The organism is Paractinoplanes ferrugineus, from assembly GCF_016862195.1.
Classification (GTDB): domain Bacteria; phylum Actinomycetota; class Actinomycetes; order Mycobacteriales; family Micromonosporaceae; genus Actinoplanes; species Actinoplanes ferrugineus.
In genome coordinates, this window is sequence record NZ_BOMM01000070.1 from 70,405 (window position 1) to 95,505 (window position 25,101).

Below are 25,101 nucleotides of genomic sequence, written 5' to 3' on the forward strand. Positions count from 1 at the left end.
GCCGTGCAGACACCGCAGGCCGGCGATCAGCGTGTCGTCCGGTGGGCACCGGTGGCATTCGCCGCCGGCGCCGCGGTGGGTGTGCTCGGCGGAATGATCGGCCTCGGCGGGGCCGAGTTCCGGCTTCCCCTGCTGATCATGCTGTTCGGGTTCGCCGCCCTGCAGGCGGTCATCCTGAACAAGGCCCTGAGCCTTGTCGTGGTCCTGACCGCCCTGCCCGCCAGACTCGCGGCTGTTCCTCTATCGGCGCTGACGCCGCACTGGGCTGTGGTGGTCAACCTGCTCCTCGGCAGCCTCGCCGGCGCCTGGATCGGCGCGTCCTGGGCCACCCGGATGCGCTCATCCACGCTGTACCGGGTGCTGGCCGTCCTGCTGATCCTCATCACCGGTGCGCTGATCGCCAATCACGTCGGGACTCTGCACCACGTCGACATGCCGACCGCTGCGACGGTCACGGTGGGCGTGGTCGCCGGGTTCTTCATCGGCGTGGTCGCCGCGATCATGGGTGTCGCCGGCGGCGAACTGCTCATTCCTACGATCGTGCTGCTGTTCGGCACTGACATCAAGATCGCGGGGAGCCTGTCACTGGCGGTCTCCCTGCCGACCATGCTGGTCGCGTTCGCCCGTTACAGCCGGGACGGCAGCTTCACCGTCCTGCGCCGCCACGCCCGCTTGGGCCTCATCCTGGCGGCGGGCTCCGTCACCGGGACCGTCCTGGGCGGGCTGTTGCTCGGGGTGGTTCCCGAAGTGGTCCTGGTGCCCGGTCTGGCTGTGCTGCTTGTGCTTTCGTCGCTGAAAGTCTGGCGTCACGCCACGACCGGATGAGCGATCACCGCGCCGAGCCCGGTAAGACGGCACGGCCGACGCCGGCTCAGGTGCGTCGCCGGCCGGCGCCCTCGGCTGTTGCCGTGCCGCGCATTCCGGGCCCGGGAGCGGTCAGAGCTCGAGGCATGACGCGATGAAGCGTTCCGCGTCCAGCGCGGCGGCGCAACCGGTGCCAGAGGCCGTGATGGCCTGGCGGTAGGTGTGGTCGACGCCTGCGGCGACCACGCCCGGAACGTTGGTACGCGTGCTGGGGGCGTCGACCTTGACGTAGCCCTCGTCGTCCATCTCGACCTGACCCTTGAACAGCTCGCTGCGGGGGTCGTGGCCGATCGCGACGAAGACGCCGGTCACGTCGAGCACCTTGGTCTCGCCGGTCTGCACGTTGCGCAGCCGGGCGCCGACCACCTTGCCGTCGTCACCGAGGATCTCCTCGACGACGCTGTTCCAGTCGACCGGGTTCTGCGGCACCGGCATCAGCGCCGAGCAAGCCGGACCCCACATCGCCGCCCGCCTCGGCATCGACCCCGAGCTGCCCGGCGCCCTGGCCGCCGCCATCATCGCCCTGCTACCCACCACAACCAGCACCACCGACGCCGTACGCGCCGCCGCCGCGCAGATCGGCCTGGACCCCCACATCGCCCTGCAGATCGCCACCGACTCCGACGAACCCGGCGCCCTGCCCAGCGTCGCAGGACTGATCACACTCACGCCCTCCGCGGCAGGACGGTGCTGCTGATCCGAAGGCCAGCCGCTTCAACGGCATGACCACCGACTAAGGTCCGACGGCTCAGTCTCCAACGGCATGGATTGAGTCGCGGTTATGCGTCGCGCACCGGCCGAGCCTTGATCACGCACTCACGGCGCCCAAATTCTGCCATGCGTGGCGCCGGAACGGGCTCATCCCGGCCGCCGTCCACGACGTCGTTGAACAATCCAGTCCAGAAAGCCTGTGCGGCTGTCACATCGGCTCCGAGCATCGTCCGGCGACTCCGATCGGCCAGAGCCGCCGTCGGCGAGCCTCCGAGGCCCACCTCTTTGTCGTCGTGCTCAGCGTGTACCGCGATCAGCGCATCATCGTCGCGCTGAGATATCGGCGACATCACCGCTCACGCACCAAACCTTCAAGTCAACTCAAAGGTTTACGGTTCTCGGGTGCTCATCTCCGACGTCGTGGCCAGGGCGAGTATCCCTGCCACCACCCTGCGCTACTACGAGGACCTCGGACTCATCACGGCTCGGCGTAGCCCAAACGGCTACCGCACCTACGACGAGAGCGTCTTGGACCGGTTGGCGATGATCGAGGCGGCCAAACAACTCAATCTGTCACTGCCGGAGACCGCGGAGCTGCTACTCGTGGTCGACAGCGACAGCTGCACCCAGGTCCACGAGGTAATGCATCCGACCCTTCAGCAGCGACTACGCGATGTCGACGAACGGCTGGCGAGTCTGCAACGGCTCCGCGACCGGCTCGCCGCCGCCACCCGACGAGTGGCGGCGTGCCCCGACAGCGGCGACTCCTGCCGCAGCGAATGCGCCCTGCTCACCGACCAGCGGCTGAACTGCACCACCACCAGCCCCGCACACGAGGGAACCCGGACGCGATGACCATGCGCCGCACCGTCGAATGGTGGGACGCCCAGCAGATCCCGCTCTACCTCGCCGCGATCGCCGTCGGCGCGATCGCCGGACTGGCCGCACCGCAATGGGCCCCGGGGCTCACCCACGCGATCAACCCGGTCCTGGCGCTGCTGCTGTTCGCCACGTTCCTCGGTGTCCCACTGGTCGAGGTCGGCCGCGCGTTACGCGACATCCGCTTCCTGGGCACCGTCCTGGCAGTGAACTTCCTCGTCATGCCCACCGTCACCTTCGGGCTGTCGCGCTTCGTCGCCGGCGACCGTGGGCTGCTGCTCGGCGTACTGCTGGTCCTGCTCACCCCCTGCGTCGACTACGTCATCGTGTTCACCGGTCTGGCCGGCGGCGCTCGCGCCCGGCTGCTCGCGGCCGCACCTCTGCTCATGGCCGCCCAGATGCTGCTGCTCCCGGTTTACCTGTACCTGTTCGCCGGATCCGACGTCCTCGCTGTCGTCGACATCGAACCGTTCCTGGAAGCGTTCCTCGTCCTGATCGCCGTGCCACTGGCCGCCGCGGCGCTCGTGCAGGCAGCCGCACCCCGGCACCGGGCCGGACGTGCCGTCGAGGAGGCCATGGCCGCGGCGATGGTGCCGCTGATGATGGCCACCCTCGCCGTGGTCATCGGCTCCCAGATCGCCGCGGTCGGCGCCGAAGCCGTCGCACTGCTGCAGGTGGTGCCCCTGTACGCGGCCTTCGTCGTGATCGCCGTGCTCATCGGCAGGCTGGCCGGCCGGATCGCCCGGCTCGATGTGCCCGCCACCCGGGCGATCATGTTCTCCGTCGCCACCCGCAACTCCCTGGTCGTGCTCCCGCTCGCCCTCGCCCTACCTCAAGCGCTGCACATCGCACCCCTGGCCGTAGTGACCCAAACGTTGGTCGAACTGATCGCGATGGTCGTCCTCGTCCGCCTCGTCCCGCTGATCACCCGCGAACCCGACAGTTCCCATCTCGTAGCACCATCACCCGCATAGCCCCGTCCACCACGGGAGGCTACGGTCGGATCTCTCGCGGCACATCGCCGGTGAACCGGCCCGGACGCCAAGACGGTGCACCGGAAGGACTTGCATCCTGTACCCGGGTACAGGCTTACCGTCATGGCATGACCAGCGATGACCGGGCATGGGTGCCTGAGGCGTGCACCCTGCCCACCGTGGAGCGGCCACTGCGGCTCGCCGAGTTCGATGATCTGTTCGCCACCGCCTTGCGCGGCCAGCAGCGGCTGTCTGCCACGGCACTGCGGTGGTCCCTCGACCCAGCGGCTGAAGCGACCGCCCGGGACCTGACCAACCGGGAAAGCTCCTGCTGCTCCTTCTTCTCCTTCTCCTTCACCACAGCGGACCCAGTCCTGCAGCTGGATGTCGAGGTCCCGGCCGCGCACGTCAAGGTCCTGGACGCACTCGCCGCCCGTGCGGCCCAGACAGCGGCAGTATGAGCGGGCTTCGCAGCAGCCAGGTCGCCGCCGCGGCCGGGGTCAACCTGCAGACGCTGCGCTACTACGAACGCCGCGGCCTGCTCGCCGAACCGGAACGAAGCCTGGGCGGGCACCGCCTGTACCCGCCGGCCACCGTCGCCCTGCTCAACGTCATCAAGGCAGCACAGCGGCTCGGTTTCACCCTCGACGAAGTCGCCGAACTGCTCGACACCGGGCGCCGCCGGCACCCCACCGCTGATCTCCGGCAACGCGCCATGGACAAAATCACCGAGATCGACACGCGGATCGCCGATCTGACGGCCATCCGCGCCGCACTCACCGACGTCGTCGATGCCCGCTGCGACAGCCTCACCAACTGCACCTGCGCCGATTGCCCTATCCCGTTCCTGACCATCGGCGCCGCCGACCGCTCCCAGGGGGAACCCGCATGAACCTGCCCACGCCAGCCCCCACCTCGCCACCGGCCACACCCACTCACGACGTCGCCCCGGCCGCGGACAACACCCCGCCGACACGCAGCAAGATCACCGGCGGACTCGCCGCACTCGCCTGCGCGGCATGCTGCGCCATCCCACTGCTGATCACCGCCGGCGTACTGACCGGCGCAGGCGCAGCCCTGCTCGAGCAAACCCTGCTCGCCATCGCAGCCGGCCTGGCCGTAACCGCCCTGGGCCTGTGGTGGCTGCACCGGCGTCGCAGCGTCCACCGAGCTTCGACTGCCCGCGGCTCGACCACTGGGTGCGGCAGCGGAAGCTGCGGCTGCTGAACGGCATGCTGAAGCAATCCGATCTCGAGTCGGGTACCTGTGGCATCCGGCGGGGTGGGGTTTGACCGGATCTCGATCCGTGCTGTCGCCCGTCTCCAAAGTCATCCGGCAGCCTCCACTTTCGCCGGCGACGAACCGCATGAGCTGGCCGAGACGGTGCGCCGGTGAGGGCGGCCGCGGTGGCCAATGGCCCGGATCGACGGGAAGCGCAGCGCGAGTTTGTTGGTCGTCGATGTGCCGGATCGGGTGCCAGATCTTCGCGGGGGTACGCCGGGCGGCGTCCGCGGTGGTGATCTAGCCAAAGCTCAGCACCGGCCGTCCGGCGGCGATCTGGGCAATCGCGCACATCAGCAGCCCTGGCCCCGCACTCGGTGGCCAGCGCGCCACCCGCGGAGTCGTCGGCGGTGATGGCACGGTTGCCCCACTGTGCAGACCGAACGCTACCTACCACCAGCCGACTGCTGAGAACTTGATGAAAGAGCCGTTCACGGCCCGGCTCCAGCCTGCGGTTTCAGCGTTCTCTTAGGGGCACTCCGCGATATTCGCCGGATGCTTCTCGTTTTCATCGCCGTCGGGGCTGCCGGTTGGGTTGTGCTTCAGGTCAGGGCTTGGGCGCTGTGGCTGCCGTTGACCATGAAGGCTGTCTTGCTCGAGGACCAACGGTAGCGGCATACAACGGTGACCTTCTTCAGCGGTTTCTCAGCGGCTGCGCAGCAGGATCCGCATGCTGTCCTCGCGCCCCTCGACCGGAAGATCTCACATGGCCGACCCCACCCTGACCTACCCCGAGGCGATCGTCATCGGCCTGCTGCAGGGCGTCACCGAGCTTTTCCCGGTATCCAGCCTGGGCCACAGCGTCTTGCTGCCGGCGATCATCGGCGGCCGGTGGGCGCGCGACCTGAGCCTGAGCGCGGACCAGTCGCCGTACCTGGCCTTTGTGGTGGCTGTGCACGTCGCGACGGCGGTCGCGCTGATCTGGTTCTTCCGAGCCGACTGGGTGCGGATCGTGCGGGGGCTGGCCACCTCGGTCCGGGACCGCACCATCAGTACGCCGGATCAGCGGCTCGGCTGGCTGCTGGTGGTCGCGACCGTCCCCGTCGGGCTGGCCGGCCTGGTGCTCGAGCACACGGTGCGCACCACGCTCGGCAAGCCGGTGCCCGCAGCCCTTTTCCTGATCCTCAACGGGCTGATCCTGGCCGGCGTCGAGCGGATCCGCGGGAGGTCTCCGGTCGCAGAGCCGGTGGCGATGGGATCCGATCACGTCTATGTGAGCGCTGCTGCGCGTCGGGGCGGTGTCTCGGCCGCCCACGGTGGTGACGTGGTCGCCGACAACCGCCTCGGCGGGCAGAGTTGGGGTCAGGCGCTGCTGATCGGCAGCGCGCAGATCCTGGCGCTGCTGCCCGGCGTCAGCCGTTCGGGCGCCACCATCGGCGCCGGACTGCTTCGGGGGTTGTCGCACGAGGACGCGGCCCGGTTCGCGTTCCTGCTGGCCACCCCGGTGATCCTCGCGGCCGGGGTGTTGAAGCTGCCGGAACTCGCCGGGCCCTCGGGTCGCGGCATCCTTGGCCCGGTGCTGGCCGGCAGCCTGGTCGCGGGCGTCGCCGCGTACGTGTCTCTGCGTTTTCTGACCCGCTACTTCGAGACCCGCACTCTGAACCCGTTCGCGATCTACTGCGTCGTGGCCGGAGTGGGCGCCCTGGTCTGGACCGTATTCAACTGATCGGCGGGGCAGGGTGCGCCCGGCCGGGCGCGTAGCGGGCTTCAACGGTGCAGGTGTCCGCGACCGAGGCGACAGCGCGTTGCGTCCGACGTCGGCTTGCCGGTTTCAGCCGCGTACCAGGCCCACGCACGACAGAACCCGTACGAGGCCGGGTGGGTGCGCCGTACCGGCACCGGTCCTGTGCCGACCACGGGTGGTGGCGCACGAAAGGTGGTTCGGAACGCCCGCCTCGGGAGCGAGCCTGAGCGCGCAGACGAGGCCGAGGATGCCGGCCGGCACCACCAGCGGTTCGTAAGTGTCGGATTTCAGCCGATGGGCACCTGCGCACGGTCAGCCCGGGAGTAGGCCAGATAGCCGACCAGCGCGACGATCACAGCGGCCCAGGCCGCGGTGACCGGGCCGGTGCCGAGCCCGAGGCCGCCGCGGGCGGTGGAGACGCCCATCCAGTCGGCGAAGGACGCGCCCAGCGGGCGGGTGATCACGTAGGCGGTCCAGAACGCGGCGACCGGGCCGAGTCGTCGGGCCCGGAACGCGACGGCGGGCACCGCGATCGCGGCGGCGAAGATCAGCCCGGAGCCGAGGTAGCCCCAGCCGAACGTGGCTGCGGTGAGGTCGCCGGCGGCGGTGCCCAGCGCGAAGGTGGCCAGAACCGTGGACCAGTAGAACAGTTCCCGGCGTCCCGCGATCACCGTGTGGATCGACAGGGTGCCCTCGGTGCGGTACCAGAGCCAGAGAATCGCGGCGAGCGCAACCGCGAAGGCAGCTGTGGAGACCGCGTACGGGATGCCGAGCGCGACGTGCAGCACGTCAGCGGCCATCGTGCCGAAGATGCTGACCATCACCACCGCGAACCAGTAGATGCCCGCCCGGTAGCGGGGCGCCCAGAGCTGTGCGACCAACGCGGCGGCGAGCCCGACTGCGCCGATGCCGACCGCCACCGGTGGTGCGAGGGCGTGCGCCAGGAAGTCCGAGGCGGTCTCGCCCATCCCGGTGGTGAGCACCTTGATGATCCAGAAAAGGGCCGTCACCTGCGGCACCTTCACCAGTCCGGTGGCACGCAGATGCCCGGCACGTACATCAGTTGTCATCCGGGAATGTTCGCCGCCGGCGCCTGAAGAACGGCTGAACGACCGCGTCGCCGTTTTGACGCAACGCTTGGCCGGATACCCCACGAAGTCTCATCGCGTCGGCAGGTTGTGGGGGCCCTTGGGAGAGGTCGAGCGAGCGATGGACGTGCAGCGGGAAAGGCGCCGGTGATCGATGCCGATGCCGATGCCTGTCGACGGCATGGTGAAGCGAACACCGCGGTCAGCGTCCCTCAGCCTGTGCCGGCTACCTCGTTACCAGGGCGGCGGCGACCTTGCTGACCGGCTCGGCGAGCGCGTTGACCGCGTCCGACAGACCCTTGAGGTCGGTGGGGCTCAGCTCGCTATGTAGTTTCCAGCCGTTGCCGGAGCGGTACTTCGTTAGGGCCGCGTCGACGTTGGCGAACTCGGCGTCGAGAGTCTTGACTAAGGTCGGGTTGCGCTTCTCCAGCACCGGGCGAAGCGCGGCTATCGCGGCCTGGCAGCCTTCGATGTTGGCGTTGAAGTCCCACAGGTCGGTGTGCGAGTAGCGGTCCTCCTCGCCGGTGATCTTGCCGCTGGCGACCTCGTCCAGCAGCCCCTTCGCACCGTTGGCCAGTTGCAGCGCGGTGAGCTGCTCGGCGTTCGACTTCCGCACGATTTCCTTGACGTCGGTGAGTAGTTGGTCAGCGATCGGGCCGTCCTTTCTGATGTCCGGCTTCGGGGCCCACAAGTCTTTCTCGAGGCGGTGGAAGCCGCCGAAGGGTTGGCCGTCCGGTGCGGCGTCCTCGCGTCCGTCGATGCGTGGGTCGAGGTCACCGAAGACGGAGGCCACCGGTTCGATGCGCTCCCAGTAGGTGCGCGCGATCGGGTACAGCTGTTTGGCTCGGGCGATGTCGCCGGCTTTGACGGCGGCGACGAACTCGCTGGTCTTTGTCTGCAGGGCAGCGGTCTGGCTCTTGACGTACCGGGTGTAGTCGGTGGTGGCGTCCTTGAGCGCGGCGTCGTCGGCGAGCGGAGCGGCGGAGCCGGACACGGTGATCGGGTTCCGTATACCTTGGCCGATCATGCCGGGCTTGCAGGCGATCTCGTAGGACCCGGCGGGCAGCTCGACGTGTAACTCGCGCGACAGCCCGGGGGTGATGTTCTCGATCTCGCCCAGCACCCGGTCACCAGGCCCGTAGATGTAGAACTCGTTGACCTTCGTGCCGCTGTTGGTGATCGAGAAGATGCTGGTGCCGGCATCCAGGGTGCTTGTGGCGATCTCGCAGAGCGTGTCGGTCGCCGTGACCGTGATGGTCTCGCCGGCCGCAGTGGTGCCGGCGGAGTCGTCGGAGCCGCACCCCGCGAGGGGCACGCCGAGCGAGCCGGCCGCCACAAGAGCGAGCACCCGGTAGGTAGCGCGCATGATCTTCCGTCCTCGAATGAAGTTCTACAAGTTGTAGGTGACGGTAAGGCATGCCTCACCTAATCGTCCAGGAGAGGTCCGCTCTCTTGCGGAACACTTAGCGAAAATCGCGCCATATCTCATCGATTGGCGGCTTGGCGGTCGTCCGCTCGTTGTGCGACACGACCGCTCCGGTCGCCACAACTCCCGCCGCAGCCATGCCCGCACGCTTCACCGCCATGGGAGTCCAGCCGGGCCAAGCAAATGTTCGGTTACAGCACTCTTGAGGAGACTGTGGCCCATTCTGAGGTCATGCCGGGAGTCAGCGAAGTCAGCGCTAGCCCAGCCGCGACCCAGATGCTCAACAAGGTTCCCGAAGTCACCATCTACTTCTGGATTATCAAGATCTTGTGTACGACGGTGGGCGAGAGCCTGGCGGACTACATCAACGAGACGCTCGGGTTCGGCCTGACCAATACCACCGTCGTTTTCGTCGTGGCCCTGGCGATCGTGCTGTTCGTGCAGTTCAGGCTGCGCCGTTACCTGCCGGGCGTGTACTGGCTCGCCGTCGTGCTGATCAGCGTCGTCGGCACCCTGCTGACCGACCAGCTCACCGACAACCAGGGTGTCGCCCTGTGGCTGAGCACTACCGTGTTCGCCGTTCTGCTCGCCGTGGTCTTCGGCATCTGGTACGCCCGGGAACGCACCCTGTCCATCCACTCGATTGTGACCACACCGCGGGAGGCCTTCTACTGGCTGACAGTGCTGGTGACTTTCGCGCTGGGCACGGCCGCCGGCGACTGGACCCTGGATCTGACCGGCTGGTCGCCCGGCCCGGCGATCCTGCTGCCGGCCGGGCTGATCCTGGCCGTGGTCATCGCGTGGCGGTTCGGTGCCGGTCCGGTGCTGTGCTTCTGGCTCGCTTACATTCTGACCCGTCCACTGGGTGCGAACCTGGGCGACTTCCTCGGCCTGTCCAGTGATGAGGGTGGTCTCGGCCTGGGCACTGCTACCACCAGCCTGATCTTCTTGGCGGCCATCCTGGCGGTGGTGGTCTACCTCACGGTGACCCGCAAGGACCGGACCGAGGCAATCCGGGACGGCCGACCCTGATCCGCCCGGGCGGCCCCTGGCCGGCCCCGCGTTGACCGGCCTTAGCCTGCCGGAGCTGAACTCGTCCGACGGCTAAGGGCGGCGGCACCCGACGCGTTGACCAGCGGCCGGGCGAACGGCAGCAGCCCGGCCGCCCGCCCTGGGGCGTCAGGGTGCTGACGGCGGGGTGTAGGCCGGGATGTTCGCCGCGATCAGGTGCTGCTCGAAGGTGAACACGTTTGGGTCTTGGGCGTCCACAGCCAGGCTGACCCAGTGGTTCTGGGCTTCGCCGAAGGTGGTGACGCGGGTGAAGTTCTCCACCACGTTGGGCCCGGCCAGGCCGGCGGCGTTGACCGTCGCGTAGTCGGTAAGGGGTTTGGTCGTCTCGAAGCTGTGCGAGTCGCCGTTGACCAGCACGACCGGGCCGGCGAAGGCGGTGGTCTGGCGGAACAGTTCGGCCTTGGTGTCGGCGTAGTGGGTGAGCACGGCGCTGGGGTCCCACATGTCGGCCTGCGTGACGATCAGGACGCCCTTGGAGTGGGCGGCCTTGGCGGCGGCGAATCCGGTCCGCAGCCAGGCGAGGTTGGCGGCGTTGCGGGCCGCGTACTCGGCCTGGCCCTCGGCGGCCGGGCCGTTCTTGGTGCCGTCGGCGAAGTTGTTGTCGCTGCCGGGGATGTTGAGGGCGAGGTAGGTGACCGGGCCCTTGGTGAAGCGGACGTTCTCGGGGTAGGCGGCGCTCTGCCGCATCACGGTCATCTTGTGCCGGCCCAGGCTGCGGTTGTCGGGGTAGGACAGTTTGCGCAGGTAGGCGAGGCGGTCGCTGGAGTCGGAAACGGCGCCGCCGACGGTGCTGGGCCGGTCGCAGTCGGTCCATTCGTTGTCGCCGGGGGTGTAGATCACCGGGGCGTCGAGCTGGGCGAACAGGCTCAGCGTGGACTTGTAGACGTCGGGGTGGGTGGCGTCGGCGACGGCCTTGTCCGGGGTCGGGTTCGCCGGGTCCTCGGGGTGCGGGTCGGCGTAGCAGGGTTCACTGCCGTTCTTGGTGTCGCCGTCGAACAGTGAAAACGCCAGGTGCGCGGCGTTCATGTCGGCGATCACGGCGGGGTAGTGGGCTCGGCCGTAGTCGCCGTAGGGCATGTCACCGAACAGCCCGACGGTGTAGGAGGACCGGTGGCGGTCGTCGCGGTCGGCGCTGGCCGCCGTCGGTGCGGTGAGGGCGACGACGGCGCCGAGGGTCACGGTGATCCCGGCGGCAAGGCTGACGACAGGGTGCGGGCGCATGAGTCTCCTCGAGTGGTGGACGCTGCCCAGGACCTTCGGTACCACCCATGGCCGGCCGGCTACAGCCCGGTAACGCCCACCCCAATACTCCTACAACTTGTAGGTCAGAGGTGAAGGCCGGCGGTCATCGGTACGGCCGTGGCCGCGCAGCCCAGTGGGGGCAGGCCCAGCAGGTCTTCGCTGGTGCGCAGGGTCGAGCAGTGGTCGTATGCCCGGGTGTCCGTGACCTGATTGGTGGTGGGGGAGAGGACCACCGTGGGGATGTGGTTGTCGGTGTCGGAGCCCTCGTCGAAGGTGATGATCACGACGAGGCGCCCGGACCGGTAGTCGGCCCCGGCCAGCACGCGGGGGATCCATCGGGCCAGCCACTCGTCGCCGTGGGCGACCTGCAGGCTCGGGCAGCTCGGCGCACCGTGCATGTCGTGGCAGGAGTTCGGGGTGACGAACGAGTAGTCCGGCAGCCGGCCGGTCGCGAGGTCGCCCGGCAGGGTGGCACCGAGCTCGACCTGCCCGATCGAACAGGCCCGGGCCTCGCTGGTGTAGTAGGGCACGGCCGTGTGCCGGACCAGGAACATGCCGTGCGAGCCGTTCTTGCGCGCGCAGGGTGCCGGCAGGTCCTCGGCGTAGTTGCGCCACGACCGGTGGGCGGCGTCGAGTTGCGCGAAGATGTTCGGGCCGTTGATCGGGTGGTGCCGTGGTCCCTGGTCGTCGCAGATGCCGGCGGTGCTGCCGCTGGTCATCAGGAGGTAGGCGGCCAGTGACGGGCAGCCGACCGGGTAGTTGGCGACCATGCGGGTGGCCGAGCCGTAGTGCTGGGACAGCCGGGTGAGATAGCCGGCGTCCGGGTTGCCGATGATCTGCTGGTAGGTGCGGTTCTCCTCGACGATGACCATGACCTTGGAGTAGCCGTGGTGGCCGGCCGCAGTGGCTCGGCCAGGTGCGAAGGCCGTGGCCGCACCGGGCACCGCGGAGGGAACGGCGGTGACGAGGCCGGCGATGGCAACGGCGGCTCCGAGGAGGCGTCGCGTGACCGTGGTGTGCATGGAGGCTCCCGACCCTGGAGGTGCTATTGGTCGCAGTGTTGCCCCGGACTGCCCGGCTACCAGGGATTCGCCGCTACCTGCTCTTCAGGCGTCCTTCAGGTCAGGCAAGATCGAGGAAGTCGTGGTGGGTGACGGTGAAGCCGTCTGCCGTGAATCGGCGGCCCAGCTCGCGGGCGACGCCGTCGTGGCCGGCGCCGACGCTCGCCGACACCACAACGATCTTGTCTGAGTTCATGGACGAAAACTGACAAGATCTTGGTAAGAGAGCGCTGAACCGGTCAGCCGCCTTCCGGGGCGAGGCGGTAGCCAGAGCCGCGCACGGTCTCGATGGCCGCGCGGCCGTACGGGTGGTCGATCTTCTTGCGCAGGTAGCCGATGTAGACCTCGACGATGTTCGGGTCGCCGGCGAAGTGCGCGTCCCAGACGTTCTCCAGGATTGCCGTCTTGGTCATCGCCTGCCCGGGGTGGCGCAGCAGGAACTCCAGCATCGCGAACTCGCGCGGGGTGACCGCGATCGGCGTGTCCCCGCGGGCGACCCGCCGCGCCGCCGGGTCGAGCGACAGGTCACCGGCCCGCAGCACCGCCGGCCGCTCCGGTGCGCCTCGCCGCACCAGTGCGCGCAGCCGGGCGATCAGCACCACGAACGAGAACGGTTTGATCAGGTAGTCGTCGGCGCCGAGGTCGAACGCGTCGGCCTGGTCGTACTCGCCGTCCTTGGCGGTAAGCATGAGCACCGGGGTCCAGATGCCGCGCCCGCGCAGTTCGCGGCAGATCTCGTAGCCGTTGCGGCCGGGCAGCATGATGTCGAGCATCAGCACGTCGTAGGCGCCATGCGGTTGTTCGGTGGCACTCCACAGTCCGTCGATGCCGTTGTGGGCCAGGTCGACGGTGAAGCCTTCCACCGCCAACCCGTCGCGGATCGTCTCGGCCAACTCCACCTCGTCCTCGACGACGAGCACCCGCATGGCGACCCCCTGTTCCCTGCCAGCCTGAACCATCGCGGCTGAGGATGCGCTGGACTCGCCGCTCACGCGTCGGTCATCGCGTAGAGATGCCGCAGCGGGCGCACCCGGATGGCGATGTCGGCAAGGTCGAGCAGGTCACGGTCGGCGGGCAGATTGCCGTACGCCCAGAGCAGGCCGGCCGGCCGCTCGGTCAGGTGGGCCAGCACTCGCCGAGCCCGTTCGGCGCCGCGGCAGTCGCCGCCGCTGATCCGCCCGGTGAGCCGGCCGTTCACCGAGGCTATGCGCGAGGCGATCACGGTGTCGGCGCCCAGCAGTGTGCCGAGGTGACCCACGTAGACCTCCGGCGACGACGAGGCGATGACCAGATGGTGGCCGTGGTGGTGGTGCCACTGCCACCGGCGCCGGCAATCCGCCCGCAGGAGGTGATTGAACAGGTGCTGGGCATACCGGCGGGCGACCACGTCCACCTCTGCGGTCACTCGCCCCCCGAGCAACTGTTGAAGCAGCAGTGCCCTCGGGCCGTCGCGGCCGGTGGCAGCGGCGACCGCCCGGCCCACCTGTATCGGCCCGCAGACCTGGCGCAGAAACGGCAGCAGGGTGTCGCGGCGGGTGAGGGTGCCGTCGAGGTTCCACACGACGACTGCTTGGTGCTGTCGTCGTCCAGGAGGCTCGGGGGCAGCGGGCCGCAGCGCGCGCGGCGGCTCGACGATGGTCAGGGGACGGGTGCTCACGACGATCGGCCTCCTCTTCGACTGCTGGCGAGCCTGCACGCCAGGTGCTGAAGAGCGGCTGAACGCCGATCTTTCAGCGGTCTTTCAGTGCGGCGGTCGTTACGGTGACGGCATGCGGGAACTGGCGGTGGTGCGGCGCTTCAAGCGCCGGCTGGGCGTACGGCTGCGCTCAGCCCTGGCCGCCGCGGTCGTGGTGGTCGTGGCGTCGCTGCTGTGCGGTGGCGTGCTCCTGGTCACGGCGCGCAGAGTCCTGCTGAACACCATCACCGCCGCCGCCACGGACCGGGCCACCCAGGTCGTCACCGCCCTGCGCGGCGGTGACGACCTGACCTCGCTGTTACGACCGTCGGCCCGCGAACGCACGGTGGTCCAGGTCGTCGACGCCGCCGGCGGGGTCGCGGCCGCCTCGGAAGCGCTCGCCGGCCAGGCGCCGATCTCCGCGCTGCGGCCGGCCGCCGGCCGGCGGCTGACCGAGCAACAGCGGTTGACGTTCGCACACGACGAACTGTTCGAGGTCGTCGCGGTCGGGGTGAACACGGCTGCCGGGTTGCAGACGGTGCTGGTGGGATCGTCGCTGGACACCTTCGACGATGGCACCGAGGCGGTCATCGCGGCGATGCTGGTCGGGTTGCCGCTGCTCGCAGTCGTCGTCGGCGCGGCGACGTTCTTCTTCGTCGGACGCACCCTGCACCCGGTCGAGGACATGCGCGCCCAGGCGGCGTCAATCACGTCCCGCAACCTGCACACGCGGCTGCCCGTCCCGGCCGCCGATGACGAGGTCGCCGCGCTGGCCTCCACGATGAACACGATGTTGGACCGGATCGAGGCCGCGTCGGCGGCGCAGCGCCGTTTCGTCGCCGACGCCAGCCACGAACTGCGCAGCCCCCTAGCAACCGTGCAGGCCAACGCCGACCTCCTCGACGGCGCCGGACTCGACGAGGCGCCGGCCCGGTCGGTGGCCCGGATCCGCCGCGAGAGCGCCCGGATGGCCCGCCTGGTCGAGGACCTGCTGCTGCTGGCCCGCGTGGACGATGACGGGCTGCGGGTACGCCGCGAGGACGTCGACCTGGACGACCTGGCCTACGCCGAACGCGAACGGATCGCTGTGCAACATCCTCGGCTGACCGTCCGCGCGGACATTGAGCCGGTGCGGGTGACCGGCGACGCCGACGCCTTGCAGCGGGTCCTGCGCAACCTGGTCGACAACGCGGCCCGGCACGCCGCCGGCACGGTCACCCTGACCGTACGCGTGGTGGACGGTGCGGCCGAGGTGCGCGTGGGCAACGACGGCCCGCCCATCCCGGCGGACGATCGGGAGCGGATCTTCGACCGGTTCGTGCGGCTGGACGACAGCCGATCGCGGGCAGCCGGCGGCACCGGGCTGGGCCTGCCGATCGCCCGTGACATCGTCACCGCCCACGGCGGTGAGCTCACCGTCGACGACCTCGATGTGGGCGCGGCCATGCGGATCAATCTGCCGCTGCCCGGCGGCAACGACTGAGCGCCGCCGAGGTCACGACGGGCCATTCAGCCGTCTCTTATCGGACATTCCGTACGTTGGTGGCGTTTGCCGTCGTCGATCGGAGAGTGTCTTGAGGTACCAGCCGGAAGTCTTCACCGAAGCCGACGTGGCCGGCGCGGGCCGCGTCGTGATGAAGAAGCTGCCCGAGGTGACCCTGGCCTTCTGGGTCATGAAGATCGCCGCGACCACGCTCGGCGAAACCGCCGGCGACCTGTTCGCGCAGACCCTGAAGCTGGGCTACTTCCTGACGACCATGGCGCTGTTCGCCGTGTTCGTGGTGACCCTGGTGGTGCAGTTGCGGTCGCGGCGCTACAACCCGTTCTTCTACTGGACGGTGATCCTGTCGACCAGCATGGCCGGTACCACGATGTCGGACTTCATGAACCGCGACACCAGCTACCTGGCGGCCGGCACGGACGCCCTCGGCTGGGGACCGCAGGGATTGGGTCTGGGCTATCCCGTCGGCGCGGCCATCCTGGTCTCCCTGCTGATCGTGATCTTCGTGGTGTGGCGGGTCTCGGGTTTGACCTTCGCGATCACCGACATCGACACGTTCCGTGGCGAGGCCTTGTTCTGGGCGGCAATCCTGGTGTCCAACACCCTCGGCACGTCGGTGGGTGATTTCCTGTCCGACAGTTCGGGGCTCGGCTACGCCGGGGGAGCGCTGCTGGTCACCGCCGTGCTCGCGGTGCTGCTCGGTCTCAAGTACGTGCCGGCGGTACCGAATGTGGTGCTCTTCTGGCTCGCGTTCGTGCTGACCCGCCCGCTGGGTGCGACGGCCGGCGACCTTCTGACCAAGCCGGTGGCCAAGGGCGGCCTCGATCTGGGCACGCTCGGATCCTCGGTGGTGCTACTCACCGTGCTGTTCGCCCTGATGGTGTTCGCGCAGGTCCGCGAGCGCCGCAGGAACTTGCCCGGTCATGACGGTTACAACAGGGCCACCGTCGGGTCTTCCGAGGCGCCGTCACCGATCGACTCGATGGAACAGAATCGCCATCTCTGATCGGTGCCGCGGTTCAGGGTGATCTCCAGGTTGGTCGGAGGAAGCGCCGGAAAAGTGTTGATCTGCTGGCCGTGACGGCTCATGACGGGTTCGGCCGGCCGGCTCGCGCTGACGTACAGGACCATCTTGCTGACGCCGGCGGCGACCGGTGAGGGACTGGTGAATGCGCCGAAGACCACCGGGCTCGGCGTCACCGTGGCCTGGCTGCCGAGTAGACCGGACATCTGCTCGCCAAGCTGGCTCGCGGTGCTGCAGCCGGGCACGGCCACTGCCGCGATGGTGGCGGGGTTAGGGTTCGCCAGCGACCACTGGCCGTAGGCCGCGAGGGAAGCAAGGATCGCCGGCCACGCGGTACCGGTGTTTCTCAAGACCGGTGCCACAGTCTTCGCTTTCGGGGGCGCGAGGGTGATGACCCGGGCCGGGGTCGCGGACACCGGCGATGCCGGGGCTGCCGGGCCGCCGGCCGAGACCGTGGCCGAGGAGGTGGCGCACCCGCCGGCGAGCATCAGGACCGCGCTCAGCGCGCCGGTCACCGCCGTTGCCGATCTGGTTCGCATGGCCCGTCCCCGTTCTCGTCGTTCCCCGTCTTGGTCGAACGTCAGAATCGGCGGCTGCGGGCCTGACCTGACGGATCGCCGGAGGCGCAAGAGCGGACGGCTTTCACCGATTTCTCAGGATCGCCGGACTACCGTCACGGCAGCACCACGAGTCCTACTAGTTGTAGGTTTCGTTGCCGCCGAGGCGGGCAAACCTCGGGTTCCCTCCGTCTGAGAGGCATGCCTTCATGCCGTCATTCCTCGACCCGCAGCATCTGATCTCCACGTTCGGGCTGATCGGTATCCTCGCGATCGTCTTCGCCGAGTCCGGGCTGCTGATCGGGTTCTTCCTGCCCGGCGACTCGCTGCTGTTCACCACCGGGCTGCTGGTCGCCGACGGCACCTACCTGCACCAGCCGTTGTGGCTGATCTGCCTGCTGATCTCGATCGCGGCCGTGCTCGGCGACCAGTTCGGCTACCTGTTCGGTCGCCGGTTCGGCCCGGCGCTGTTCCGCCGGCCGGACTCGAAACTGTTCAAGCAGGAAAACCTGACCCGCGCCCGGGGCTTCTTCGAGCGTTACGGCGCCCGGTCGATCGTCCTTGCCCGGTTCGTGCCGATCGTGCGGACCTTCACCCCGATCGTGGCCGGAGCCAGCCACATGCACTACCGGACCTTCCTGATCTACAACATCATCGGCGGCTCGCTGTGGGCCTGCGGCGTCACCACCCTCGGATACTTCCTGGGCCAGGTGGCCTTCGTCCGCTCGAACATCGAACTCATCCTGATCGGCATCGTTGTCGTCTCGGTCGTTCCGGTGGCCGTCGAACTGCTGCGGGCCCGGCGCCGCTCCCACGGCACGCAGGTCGACCAGCACTGACCGCTCCGGCGTGTCCGTCCTCGAATCGGACTAAAACCTACAAACTGTAGGAGTTAGGAAAGATTCGGATCAGACGGAGGGGGCGCCATGACTCGGCTTGGACGAACGGGTGCGGCTGTCGCTGCGGTGATGCTGCTCGGCAGCGTGACAGCGGCCGCACATCCGATGCGAGCTCGCCCGACGGCGGCCCTCGGTGCTGTGAACAAGCCGGACCACGTGGTGATCGTGGTGCTGGAGAACAAGCGGTACGACGCGGTGATCGGGCATCGCAAGGCGCCGTGGGTCAACGAACTGGCTGAAGGCGGAGCTAACCTCACCCGCTTCTACGCCGAGACGCATCCCAGTCAGCCCAACTACCTGGCGCTGTTCTCCGGCTCGACGCACGGCGTGCGGGACAACAAGTGCCCGCACAACCTCGGCGCTCGCCCTAACCTGGGCCGGCAGTTGATCGACGCCGGGTACAGCTTCACCGGCTACTCCGAGGATCTGCCCCGTGTCGGCTGGCGCGGCTGCTCACACAGTGGATACGTGCGCCGCCATGTGCCGTGGGTCAACTTCAGCAACGTCCCGGCGAGCGCACACCAGCCGTACACGGCATTTCCGCGCGACTACCGCAAGCTGCCGACGGTGGCGTTCGTCATCCCGAACCTCTGCCACGACATGCACGACTGCCCCAAAGCTGAGGCTGACGCCTGGCTGCGCAAAGAGTTCGCCCGTTACGTGGCCTGGGCGAAGACTCACAACAGCCTGTTCGTCCTCACCTTCGACGAGGACAATCAGACCGACGGCAACCACATCCCGACGGTGGTGGCCGGCGCCGGGATCAAGCCGAGCCGGTACGTGGCCCGTGCCAACCACTACGGCCTGCTGCGCACCCTGCAAGACATGTACGGGCTGCGTCCGACCGGGCTGTCCGCCGGGGCGGCCCCGATGCGAGGCGTCGGGATGGGCCGGTGACCGCCGGTCAGAGCCAGGCGCGGGCCAGCGCGACGAACTCGGCCGTCGCCACGGCGGTGGCGCTCAGGCATCCGGCGGCGAGCAGGGTCGGCCCGAGCAGGCGGCCGCGTCTCGGTGCGGGCGACGGTGCGATCAGCGCGCGTACCCGGTTCACGACGGCGCCGCCGTGCATGCCGAGTGCGGCCTTCGGGCCTGGGCCGACCGTCGCCAGGGCGGCCCGGGCCACTGCCTTCGCGGTCAGCCCACGGTCGCCGACGACCGCGGCGGCGTCCTCGTCGGCCCAACGCTCGACCAGATAGGCGACTGTCGTGCGGACCGGGATGAGCAGCGGATTCACCGCGGCCGCGGCCCCGGTCAGGGCGACCAGGCGGTGGTGGCGATGGGCCAGGTGGGCGTGCTCGTGGGCGAACAGCACCCGGCGTTCGTCGGTGTCGAGCAGCCGCAGGATGCCGCTGGTCACCAGCAGGTGCCCCGGGCGGCCGGGCACCGCGACCGCGAGCGGCGCCGACCAGTCGGCCACCACCAAGCCGTCCTGTGGGGTGCCGGCGGCCCGCAGCCGGCGATGGGTAGTAATGCGCAGGTGGATGTCGCGGACCAGCCGGACGGCGCCCCAGGCCAGCAGCAGGGCGGCCAGCAGCGCGACCGGTCCCGGCACCGGCTCGGGCAACTCCAGCGTCGGATGGTCGTCCAGGGCGGAGAGCGGCGGCAGGTCGTCGAGCAAGGTCAGTGCCAGCAGGACCAGCGACCAGGTCGAGGAAACCGCCGCGACGAAAGCGGACCCGGTGAGCCCGCGGGCGATCAGTCCGGGCGTGCCGCGGGCCGCGAGCCGGGCGGCGGTCAGCGTCAGCGGCAACGCCAGCAGCAGCGGTAGGTAGATCGCGACGTTCACGGCTGTAGCAGCCCGCGGAGCGTTGCGGCGTCGTCCTCGTCCAGTGAAGCGGCGAACTGCTGCAACACGGCGTGCCGGTCCACCGGATCGGCCAGAGCGGCCCGCATGCGTTTCGCAGCCGCGGTGGCGGCATCCTCGACCGGCCAGTACACGTGCCCGCGGCCGGCCTTGCGCCGGTGCACGAGGTTCTTCTCGTGCAGGCGGATCAGGATGGTCTGCACCGTGTTGTAGGCGAGATCCCCGCCGATCGCGCTCTGCACGTCGGCTGCCGTCAGCGGCTCGCTGCGGCCCCAGAGCAGTCCCATGACCTCGGACTCCAAAGAGCCCCGGGCCCGTCGGCCCGCCGGTGCGTTCCCCATCTCGAGACCTCCGCCGCCATGGTAACCGTTCAGCGAACCTACAGGTTGTAGGAGATAACGTCGGTGAGTGACTCTCCGCCCGCTCGAACAGCATCGCACCGCCCGGACCGCGCTCTCGGTCGCCGCCCTGGCCGCCCTGGTGCTCCTTCTGCTGACCGTGGCGGTGCTGGACCACCTCGGTGCGCTGGAACGTGCCGACGCGGCGATCAGCGGTTCGGCGCACCGATTCGCGCTGGCGCACCCGCTCTGGCGGTCGGCGATGTCCGCGATCACCCGGACGGGCAGCACGACGTACATCGGGCCGGTGGTCGCAGTGGCGTGCCTGGTGCTGCTGCGATGGCGGCGCTGGCGGCAGGCCGCGTTCGTCGCCGTGGCCCTCCTGGTGACCGTCGGAGTCCGGGTACTGATCATGAAAGCAGTGGCCCGTCCGCGGCCGGTCGAATGGCTTACCTCGGCCGCGGGTTGGTCCTTCCCGTCGGGGCACAGCACGGCTGCGGCCGCCGCGGCGCTGATCGCGGTCCTGGTCGGGTGGCCGCTGCTGCGCCGGCGCCGGGACCGCTTGATCCTGGCCGGCATCGCCGGTGCCTGGGCGGTCGCCGTCGGGGTCAGCCGGGTGGCGCTGACGGTGCACTGGCCCACCGACGTACTCGGAGCCTGGCTTCTCGTCGCGGTGATCGTCCCGGTCGTCGCCGCCGGCTGTGGTGTGCTCTCAGGCCCGGCCAAATGAGCCCGGTCAGGCCGGCTCCGGGCGGTCGCCCGCGCTGGGTGCCGCTACGACTGTCGAGCGCCGGGCGGGGAGGAAGAACACAACCAACACCCCTGCCGCGTACGTCACCCAGACGGCGACCTCGAGAACCGTGGCGCTGGGGGTGAGGTTGACCGTGGCGGCCAGCAGCGTGCCGTACCAGGAAGTCGGCTCGACGGTGGTGGACATGTCGTACGCGATGTTCGTGCCACCGGGCAGCGCTCCGGCGGTCTGGAAGCCGTGCACCGCGTATTTGGCGATGCCGGCGGCGACCAGGATCAGCAGCACGGCGGTCCAGGTGAACAGCCGGCCCAGGTTCACCTTGGCCACCGCGGCGTACATCAGCCAGCCGAGCAGGACCGCCGAGGCCACCCCGGAGATCACGCCGACCAGCGGCGCGGCGGTCTGCGCGACGGCCTGGGCGGAGGCGAAGACCAGCAGAACCATCTCAACGCCTTCGCGGATCACGGCGATGAACGCGAGGGCAGCAATGGCGGCCGGGCCCATTCTGAGCGCGTCGGCGAGCCGCCCGGTCAGGTCGGCCTTGATGGTGCGCGCGCTGCGCCGCATCCAGAAGATCATCCAGGTGACCAGCCCGACGGCGATCAGCGAGGTGATCGCCTCGAACCATTCCAGGCGCACACCGGAGAGCAGGGACGTGGCAACCCAGGTAAGGATCGCGCCCAGGCCGGCCGCGGCCACCACGGCCAGGCCGACGCCGGTCCACAGTGGGCCCAGGGCGTCGCGGCGCTGCGATCGGCTCACCACGGTGAGCAGGATCGTGACCACCAAGGCGGCCTCGAGGCCGTCGCGGAGCCCGATCAGATAGCTGGCGAAGAAGGCGGTGCTCACACGGACCCCTTGAAGTTTAGGCTTGCCTAACTTCGCCTAAGCTCCTACAGGTTGTGGGAGATGTCAAGGGAGGCGATGTGGGGCAGAACGTCATCGCGGTGGGGCCGAGCTTCGCCGTGGTGCTGGCCGTCCTGGTCGTGCTCACGGCGGCGGTCACCCTGCTCGGCCGGCTGAGAGTGAGCCGGGCCGTGGTCACCGCGGCGGTCCGGGCGGTCGTGCAGCTCGGCATCGTCTCGCTGCTGATCGCCGCGGTCCTACGCAGCCGGTGGGCCACCGCGGGATTCGTCGCGGTGATGCTCGCCGTCGCTACCGCCACGTCCGCGCGCCGGGTTACCACCTGGCGCCGGGGCTGGCCGGTGGCGGCACCGATCGCGGTCGGCGCGCTGCCGGTCGGCGCGGGGATCGTCGCGGCGCACACCATGCCGTGGACCACCGTCGCAGTACTGCCGATCGCGGGCATCCTGATCGGCGGCGCGATGACCGCCACCTCGCTGGCCGGCCGCCGCGCGCTCGACGAGCTGCGCGACCGCCACGGCGAGTACGAGGCCGCCCTCGCCCTGGGCTTCCTGCCCCGCGACGCGGCCCTCGAGGTATGCCGGCCCACTGCCGGACAGGCGCTCGTCCCGGCGCTGGACCAGACCCGTACCGTCGGCCTGGTGACGCTGCCCGGGGCGTTCGTCGGGGTGCTGCTCGGCGGCGGCACCCCGGTTCAGGCCGGCGCGACTCAGCTGCTCGTACTGATCGCCCTGTTGGCGGTGGAGGCGATCGCTGTCACGGTGACCGTGGAACTGGTTGCGGCGGGCGTGCTGCACCGCGACTAACGATCAGCCGGCTCCTCGGGTCATCAAGTGCCAGCGGTGGCCGGCACCGGTTGTCACGGCCTGGGCCATCCCGGATTCCGGGGGCTCCGCTCACCCGTCACCTCGTGCTCGCGGTCTGGTAGGCGGTCCTGGTGGCCGGCGCCGTCCAGGTCTGCCGGTTGGGCGCCTATCTCGACCGGCGGCCGCCGAGCAACCGCCCCTGGCGCGGCTCCGACTCAGTCTGTTGGCGATGGTGACCTCGGCCGCCGATGGGCAGATCGTCGCCCGGCACCCGGCGGCCGGGCCGGATCAGGTGGTGGCCGGCCCGTCGTTCGTGACCCAGCGGGGTCTGGCGGTCGGCGACCGGATCACGCTGGAGCTGGCCGGCTGGCGGGTGACCGCGCGGATCGCCCGCAAGTGGATCGACGCCCCCTGGGCGATACTGCCCGTTCTGGCCCCGGGCACCCCGGTGTCTGACTTCACCGTCACCCTGGCCCGGGCGCCGACGCCCAGGCATACGCCCGGGCCGCGGCCGCCGTCCCCGGCCTCAAGGTCGAGGTGCGCGGGCCCGGGAACGCCGCCACCACGACCATCGTGACCTTGTCGGCGATGTTCACCGACCTGCTGGCCGTGGTCGCGGCGCTCGGCGTCTTCAACACGGTGCTGCTCACCACCCGGGAACGCCGCTGGGACCTCGGGATGCTCAAGACCATCGGGATGACCCCGCGACAGATCACCGTGCTGGCGGCGGCATCCGTGACCGCCATCGGGGCGGCCGGCGGGCTGCTGGGCATCCCTGTCGGCGTCGTCGCCCACTGGCTGATCGTCGACAACGTCGGCGTGGTGGCGTTCCCGGAGTCGATAAAGGACGTCTGGCGCCTGCCGCAGCTCGCCGGGCTGGCCGTGGCCGGGGTTGTCATCGCCGTTCTCGGCGCGCTGGCCCCGGCCCGGTCGGCGGCCCGGCTCACGATCGGCGAGGTGCTGCACACCGAGTGACCGCGTTGGCTCAGACGCCGTCGAACTGGTCGAGCGTTGCCTTGAGCGTACTGAGGTTGGCCGCGCAGTCGGCCTGGGTCGGGTTGCCGGCCCTCAGCGAGGTCAGCACGCCGTCGATCTGGTCGTCGAGCTGGTGCCATTTGCCGGAGTCGCGGGGCTTGAGGCCGGCCTCGGCGTCGTCCCAGCTCACCTCGAGGTCCTTGGCCCGCTTCTTGCCGCCGGCCAGGTCGTTCTTGGCCACCATCGCCTGCAGATCGGCGGTGATGGTGGCGAAGGCGCTGAGGTTGCCGAGCCGGGTTGTGGGCTTCGGCTGCTTCGCGACCGGCGCGGCCGGAGCACCGGGGCCGCCCGAGGCGCCGGTCGTGGCGGCCGGCTCGGCGGCGACAGTGTCCGTGCTCGTCGTGGCGGCGTGGGTGCTGCTCAGGCCGAGGCCGACGGCGGCGATCAGGACGGCGCCGGCGGCGGCCCAGGTGAAGTCGGCCCGGCGCCCGCCGAGCGGCCCGTCGCCCTTGGCCGCCACCCCGTACCGGTTGGCCAGGATCTGCTCGCGGGCGACCAGGATAAGGATGACGGCGAAGAACAACAGGCTGGTGGTGCTGGCGCCGAGGTTCAGGCCGCCGAAGTCCTTCGACTGGGTGAGTAGGTCGCCGAGCGAGGCACCGAGCGGCCGGGTGAGGACGTAGGCGATCCAGAAGGTCAGCACCTGCCCGGCGCCGGCCCGGAAGGCAAGCCAGGTCAGCAGGATCAGCCCGCCGAAGATCAGGGTGCCGTTGCGGAAGCCGAGGCTGAGCGCCTCGGTGGCCAGGTCACCGGCGGCGGTGCCGAGCGCGAACGTCGTCAGGATCGCGCCCCAGTAGAAGCCCTCGCGGCGCGGGGTGTCGATCGAGGTGATTGCCAGGGTGCCCTCCTGGCGGTGCCAGAGGAAGAAGACGACCGCCAGGACCACGGCGAAGACCCCGGTGCTCAGGTAGAGGCTGACGCCGAGGGTGTCGGTGAAGAAGTCGGTGATCTGGGTGCCGACGATGCTGACCAGCACCACGCACAGCCAGTAGATCCACGGCGTGTACTTACGGGTCCGTAGCTGGATGACGAGCGCGACGGCGAGAACCGTGATCATCAGGGCGTCGGTGACCAGGGGGCCGAGGCCCACGTTCACGGCCAGGTAGTCGGCGAAGGTTTCACCGATGGTCGTCGAGAGCACTTTGATCACCCAGAAGGTGGCGGTGATCGCCGGGACTTTGGTCAGCCAGTTACCCGTACGTGGTGCCGCAAGAGTGGAGTACACCGTGGTTCCCCTGTCAGCGCTCGGTCGGCCGCCGGGGTGCGGCCGGGTGTGATCAGCACGATGACCACGGATCGCTGAGACGACGCTGAAGACTCAAAGCCGCAAATCGCCGAAGATGTGACCGCCGGTGTGCTTCAGCCGTCCTTCAGGTCCGCCCGCCTACCCTGCCCTGCCATACGGATCTTCCGATGGCGGTCAGCCACGACGGTGTCGGTGAGCGCGGGGAACATTCCTAGGACGCTTTAGGCGTCGTGACACCGCGCCTCCGAAGCGACTCTCGGTCCGACGGACTACGCACACGCTGCCGAGCACGACGAGGTCGCCGTTGCGTTTGAGCGCAG

At 69.4% G+C, this 25,101-nt stretch carries 29 protein-coding genes and 1 pseudogene; 17 read left to right on the forward strand and 13 right to left on the reverse strand.

Annotated features, from left to right (window positions below):
* Positions 1–3 precede the first annotated feature (3 nt).
* On the forward strand, positions 4–825 hold the full coding sequence (locus Afe05nite_RS37300) for a sulfite exporter TauE/SafE family protein (RefSeq protein WP_203822028.1): 822 nt from the start codon (positions 4–6) through the stop codon (positions 823–825).
* Positions 826–936: 111 nt separating this feature from the next.
* Here Afe05nite_RS37300 and Afe05nite_RS37305 read toward each other — a convergent pair.
* Positions 937–1,278: pseudogene (locus Afe05nite_RS37305) on the reverse strand (NAD(P)/FAD-dependent oxidoreductase); the annotation flags it as partial.
* Here Afe05nite_RS37305 and Afe05nite_RS37310 point away from each other — a divergent pair.
* From Afe05nite_RS37310 to Afe05nite_RS37340, 7 genes are all read left to right on the forward strand, one after another.
* Entirely contained in the window at positions 1,232–1,561 is a 330-nt protein-coding gene (locus tag Afe05nite_RS37310; protein ID WP_203822029.1) for a hypothetical protein, read from the forward strand. The pseudogene Afe05nite_RS37305 and the gene Afe05nite_RS37310 overlap by 47 nt on opposite strands.
* A 416-nt stretch (positions 1,562–1,977) precedes the next feature.
* Positions 1,978–2,430: a MerR family transcriptional regulator gene (locus Afe05nite_RS37315; RefSeq protein WP_203822030.1), complete on the forward strand. Its 453-nt coding sequence runs from the start codon at positions 1,978–1,980 to the stop codon at positions 2,428–2,430.
* The gene (locus tag Afe05nite_RS37320; RefSeq protein ID WP_239118482.1) at positions 2,427–3,428 is read left to right on the forward strand and encodes a hypothetical protein; all 1,002 of its coding nucleotides are present in this window, start codon (positions 2,427–2,429) and stop codon (positions 3,426–3,428) included. The genes Afe05nite_RS37315 and Afe05nite_RS37320 overlap by 4 nt, the downstream gene beginning before the upstream one ends.
* Before the next feature lie 128 nt (positions 3,429–3,556).
* The gene (locus Afe05nite_RS37325) at positions 3,557–3,889 is read left to right on the forward strand and encodes a hypothetical protein (protein WP_203822031.1); all 333 of its coding nucleotides are present in this window, start codon (positions 3,557–3,559) and stop codon (positions 3,887–3,889) included.
* Positions 3,886–4,320 carry a MerR family transcriptional regulator gene (locus Afe05nite_RS37330; protein WP_203822032.1) on the forward strand — a complete coding sequence of 145 codons (435 nt, stop codon included), beginning with the start codon at positions 3,886–3,888 and terminating at the stop codon, positions 4,318–4,320. Before Afe05nite_RS37325 ends, Afe05nite_RS37330 begins: the two co-directional genes overlap by 4 nt.
* The gene (gene merT / locus Afe05nite_RS37335; protein WP_203822033.1) at positions 4,317–4,655 is read left to right on the forward strand and encodes a mercuric ion transporter MerT; all 339 of its coding nucleotides are present in this window, start codon (positions 4,317–4,319) and stop codon (positions 4,653–4,655) included. The genes Afe05nite_RS37330 and merT overlap by 4 nt, the downstream gene beginning before the upstream one ends.
* A 760-nt stretch (positions 4,656–5,415) precedes the next feature.
* Positions 5,416–6,375: an undecaprenyl-diphosphate phosphatase gene (locus Afe05nite_RS37340; RefSeq protein WP_203822034.1), complete on the forward strand. Its 960-nt coding sequence runs from the start codon at positions 5,416–5,418 to the stop codon at positions 6,373–6,375.
* A 305-nt stretch (positions 6,376–6,680) separates the two neighbouring features.
* Here the strand turns inward: Afe05nite_RS37340 and Afe05nite_RS37345 are convergent, their stop codons facing one another.
* Positions 6,681–7,463, reverse strand: a complete 783-nt coding sequence (locus Afe05nite_RS37345) for a COG4705 family protein (protein WP_203822035.1) — start codon at positions 7,461–7,463, stop codon at positions 6,681–6,683.
* A gap of 244 nt (positions 7,464–7,707) precedes the next feature.
* Positions 7,708–8,847 carry an iron uptake system protein EfeO gene (efeO, locus tag Afe05nite_RS37350; RefSeq protein WP_203822036.1) on the reverse strand — a complete coding sequence of 380 codons (1,140 nt, stop codon included), beginning with the start codon at positions 8,845–8,847 and terminating at the stop codon, positions 7,708–7,710.
* Between the two features lie 291 nt (positions 8,848–9,138).
* Between efeO and Afe05nite_RS37355 the strand changes: the two genes are divergently transcribed.
* Entirely contained in the window at positions 9,139–9,939 is an 801-nt protein-coding gene (locus Afe05nite_RS37355; RefSeq protein ID WP_203822037.1) for a COG4705 family protein, read from the forward strand.
* Between the two features lie 147 nt (positions 9,940–10,086).
* Here the strand turns inward: Afe05nite_RS37355 and Afe05nite_RS37360 are convergent, their stop codons facing one another.
* The 5 genes from Afe05nite_RS37360 to Afe05nite_RS37375 form a co-directional block, all read right to left on the reverse strand.
* Positions 10,087–11,199, reverse strand: a complete 1,113-nt coding sequence (locus Afe05nite_RS37360; RefSeq protein ID WP_203822038.1) for a hypothetical protein — start codon at positions 11,197–11,199, stop codon at positions 10,087–10,089.
* 104 nt (positions 11,200–11,303) lie between these two features.
* Complete coding sequence (locus Afe05nite_RS37365) at positions 11,304–12,242, reverse strand: alkaline phosphatase family protein (protein ID WP_203822039.1); 939 nt, start codon at positions 12,240–12,242, stop codon at positions 11,304–11,306.
* 100 nt (positions 12,243–12,342) lie between these two features.
* Positions 12,343–12,477 carry a hypothetical protein gene (locus Afe05nite_RS44755; protein WP_275407543.1) on the reverse strand — a complete coding sequence of 45 codons (135 nt, stop codon included), beginning with the start codon at positions 12,475–12,477 and terminating at the stop codon, positions 12,343–12,345.
* A 43-nt stretch (positions 12,478–12,520) separates the two neighbouring features.
* A complete protein-coding gene (locus tag Afe05nite_RS37370) occupies positions 12,521–13,207 on the reverse strand; it encodes a response regulator transcription factor (RefSeq protein WP_203822058.1) in 687 nt (228 codons plus the stop codon).
* A gap of 62 nt (positions 13,208–13,269) precedes the next feature.
* Positions 13,270–13,938 carry an HAD-IB family phosphatase gene (locus tag Afe05nite_RS37375; RefSeq protein WP_203822040.1) on the reverse strand — a complete coding sequence of 223 codons (669 nt, stop codon included), beginning with the start codon at positions 13,936–13,938 and terminating at the stop codon, positions 13,270–13,272.
* 112 nt (positions 13,939–14,050) lie between these two features.
* Between Afe05nite_RS37375 and Afe05nite_RS37380 the strand changes: the two genes are divergently transcribed.
* Positions 14,051–15,439: a sensor histidine kinase gene (locus Afe05nite_RS37380; protein WP_203822041.1), complete on the forward strand. Its 1,389-nt coding sequence runs from the start codon at positions 14,051–14,053 to the stop codon at positions 15,437–15,439.
* A 91-nt stretch (positions 15,440–15,530) separates the two neighbouring features.
* Positions 15,531–16,463, forward strand: coding sequence for a COG4705 family protein (locus Afe05nite_RS37385; protein ID WP_239118483.1), 933 nt, complete (start codon positions 15,531–15,533; stop codon positions 16,461–16,463).
* On the opposite strand, the gene Afe05nite_RS37390 is transcribed toward Afe05nite_RS37385, so the two are convergent.
* The gene (locus tag Afe05nite_RS37390) at positions 16,388–16,996 is read right to left on the reverse strand and encodes a hypothetical protein (RefSeq protein ID WP_203822042.1); all 609 of its coding nucleotides are present in this window, start codon (positions 16,994–16,996) and stop codon (positions 16,388–16,390) included. The two genes, Afe05nite_RS37385 and Afe05nite_RS37390, sit on opposite strands and share 76 nt — an antisense overlap.
* A gap of 251 nt (positions 16,997–17,247) precedes the next feature.
* Between Afe05nite_RS37390 and Afe05nite_RS37395 the strand changes: the two genes are divergently transcribed.
* Complete coding sequence (locus tag Afe05nite_RS37395) at positions 17,248–17,877, forward strand: DedA family protein (RefSeq protein ID WP_203822043.1); 630 nt, start codon at positions 17,248–17,250, stop codon at positions 17,875–17,877.
* An 87-nt stretch (positions 17,878–17,964) separates the two neighbouring features.
* The gene (locus Afe05nite_RS37400) at positions 17,965–18,834 is read left to right on the forward strand and encodes an alkaline phosphatase family protein (protein ID WP_239118484.1); all 870 of its coding nucleotides are present in this window, start codon (positions 17,965–17,967) and stop codon (positions 18,832–18,834) included.
* 7 nt (positions 18,835–18,841) lie between these two features.
* Here Afe05nite_RS37400 and Afe05nite_RS37405 read toward each other — a convergent pair whose 3' ends face one another.
* Positions 18,842–19,723, reverse strand: a complete 882-nt coding sequence (locus tag Afe05nite_RS37405; protein ID WP_203822044.1) for a M48 family metalloprotease — start codon at positions 19,721–19,723, stop codon at positions 18,842–18,844.
* Positions 19,720–20,082: a BlaI/MecI/CopY family transcriptional regulator gene (locus tag Afe05nite_RS37410; protein ID WP_203822045.1), complete on the reverse strand. Its 363-nt coding sequence runs from the start codon at positions 20,080–20,082 to the stop codon at positions 19,720–19,722. The genes Afe05nite_RS37405 and Afe05nite_RS37410 overlap by 4 nt, the downstream gene beginning before the upstream one ends.
* A gap of 67 nt (positions 20,083–20,149) precedes the next feature.
* Here Afe05nite_RS37410 and Afe05nite_RS37415 point away from each other — a divergent pair, with 67 nt between their 5' ends.
* Positions 20,150–20,809: a phosphatase PAP2 family protein gene (locus Afe05nite_RS37415; protein WP_203822046.1), complete on the forward strand. Its 660-nt coding sequence runs from the start codon at positions 20,150–20,152 to the stop codon at positions 20,807–20,809.
* Between the two features lie 6 nt (positions 20,810–20,815).
* Here the strand turns inward: Afe05nite_RS37415 and efeU are convergent, their stop codons facing one another.
* Entirely contained in the window at positions 20,816–21,679 is an 864-nt protein-coding gene (gene efeU, locus Afe05nite_RS37420; RefSeq protein WP_203822047.1) for an iron uptake transporter permease EfeU, read from the reverse strand.
* A 77-nt stretch (positions 21,680–21,756) separates the two neighbouring features.
* Here efeU and Afe05nite_RS37425 point away from each other — a divergent pair, with 77 nt between their 5' ends.
* The 3 genes from Afe05nite_RS37425 to Afe05nite_RS37435 all read left to right on the forward strand — a co-directional run bounded on the left by Afe05nite_RS37425 (position 21,757) and on the right by Afe05nite_RS37435 (position 23,475).
* Entirely contained in the window at positions 21,757–22,500 is a 744-nt protein-coding gene (locus tag Afe05nite_RS37425) for an ABC transporter permease (RefSeq protein WP_239118486.1), read from the forward strand.
* 229 nt (positions 22,501–22,729) lie between these two features.
* On the forward strand, positions 22,730–23,077 hold the full coding sequence (locus Afe05nite_RS37430; RefSeq protein WP_203822048.1) for a hypothetical protein: 348 nt from the start codon (positions 22,730–22,732) through the stop codon (positions 23,075–23,077).
* Positions 23,074–23,475, forward strand: coding sequence for an ABC transporter permease (locus Afe05nite_RS37435; RefSeq protein WP_203822049.1), 402 nt, complete (start codon positions 23,074–23,076; stop codon positions 23,473–23,475). The genes Afe05nite_RS37430 and Afe05nite_RS37435 overlap by 4 nt, the downstream gene beginning before the upstream one ends.
* Before the next feature lie 10 nt (positions 23,476–23,485).
* Here Afe05nite_RS37435 and Afe05nite_RS37440 read toward each other — a convergent pair whose 3' ends face one another.
* On the reverse strand, positions 23,486–24,760 hold the full coding sequence (locus Afe05nite_RS37440) for a COG4705 family protein (RefSeq protein ID WP_239118487.1): 1,275 nt from the start codon (positions 24,758–24,760) through the stop codon (positions 23,486–23,488).
* Positions 24,761–25,101 lie beyond the last annotated feature (341 nt).

What these genes read in the sequence shown, in the direction of transcription:
- Afe05nite_RS37320 (WP_239118482.1), top strand. Translation starts at nt 2,427, where the DNA reads ATGACCATGCGCCGCACCGTCGAATGGTGGGACGCCCAGCAGATCCCG.
- Afe05nite_RS37325 (WP_203822031.1), top strand. Translation starts at nt 3,557, where the DNA reads ATGACCAGCGATGACCGGGCATGGGTGCCTGAGGCGTGCACCCTGCCC.
- Afe05nite_RS37330 (WP_203822032.1), top strand. Translation starts at nt 3,886, where the DNA reads ATGAGCGGGCTTCGCAGCAGCCAGGTCGCCGCCGCGGCCGGGGTCAAC.
- merT (WP_203822033.1), top strand. Translation starts at nt 4,317, where the DNA reads ATGAACCTGCCCACGCCAGCCCCCACCTCGCCACCGGCCACACCCACT.
- Afe05nite_RS37340 (WP_203822034.1), top strand. Translation starts at nt 5,416, where the DNA reads ATGGCCGACCCCACCCTGACCTACCCCGAGGCGATCGTCATCGGCCTG.
- Afe05nite_RS37345 (WP_203822035.1), bottom strand. Translation starts at nt 7,463, where the DNA reads ATGACAACTGATGTACGTGCCGGGCATCTGCGTGCCACCGGACTGGTG.
- efeO (WP_203822036.1), bottom strand. Translation starts at nt 8,847, where the DNA reads ATGCGCGCTACCTACCGGGTGCTCGCTCTTGTGGCGGCCGGCTCGCTC.
- Afe05nite_RS37355 (WP_203822037.1), top strand. Translation starts at nt 9,139, where the DNA reads ATGCCGGGAGTCAGCGAAGTCAGCGCTAGCCCAGCCGCGACCCAGATG.
- Afe05nite_RS37360 (WP_203822038.1), bottom strand. Translation starts at nt 11,199, where the DNA reads ATGCGCCCGCACCCTGTCGTCAGCCTTGCCGCCGGGATCACCGTGACC.
- Afe05nite_RS37365 (WP_203822039.1), bottom strand. Translation starts at nt 12,242, where the DNA reads ATGCACACCACGGTCACGCGACGCCTCCTCGGAGCCGCCGTTGCCATC.
- Afe05nite_RS44755 (WP_275407543.1), bottom strand. Translation starts at nt 12,477, where the DNA reads ATGAACTCAGACAAGATCGTTGTGGTGTCGGCGAGCGTCGGCGCCGGC.
- Afe05nite_RS37370 (WP_203822058.1), bottom strand. Translation starts at nt 13,207, where the DNA reads ATGCGGGTGCTCGTCGTCGAGGACGAGGTGGAGTTGGCCGAGACGATC.
- Afe05nite_RS37380 (WP_203822041.1), top strand. Translation starts at nt 14,051, where the DNA reads ATGCGGGAACTGGCGGTGGTGCGGCGCTTCAAGCGCCGGCTGGGCGTA.
- Afe05nite_RS37395 (WP_203822043.1), top strand. Translation starts at nt 17,248, where the DNA reads ATGCCGTCATTCCTCGACCCGCAGCATCTGATCTCCACGTTCGGGCTG.
- Afe05nite_RS37400 (WP_239118484.1), top strand. Translation starts at nt 17,965, where the DNA reads ATGACTCGGCTTGGACGAACGGGTGCGGCTGTCGCTGCGGTGATGCTG.
- Afe05nite_RS37410 (WP_203822045.1), bottom strand. Translation starts at nt 20,082, where the DNA reads ATGGGGAACGCACCGGCGGGCCGACGGGCCCGGGGCTCTTTGGAGTCC.
- Afe05nite_RS37430 (WP_203822048.1), top strand. Translation starts at nt 22,730, where the DNA reads ATGGTGACCTCGGCCGCCGATGGGCAGATCGTCGCCCGGCACCCGGCG.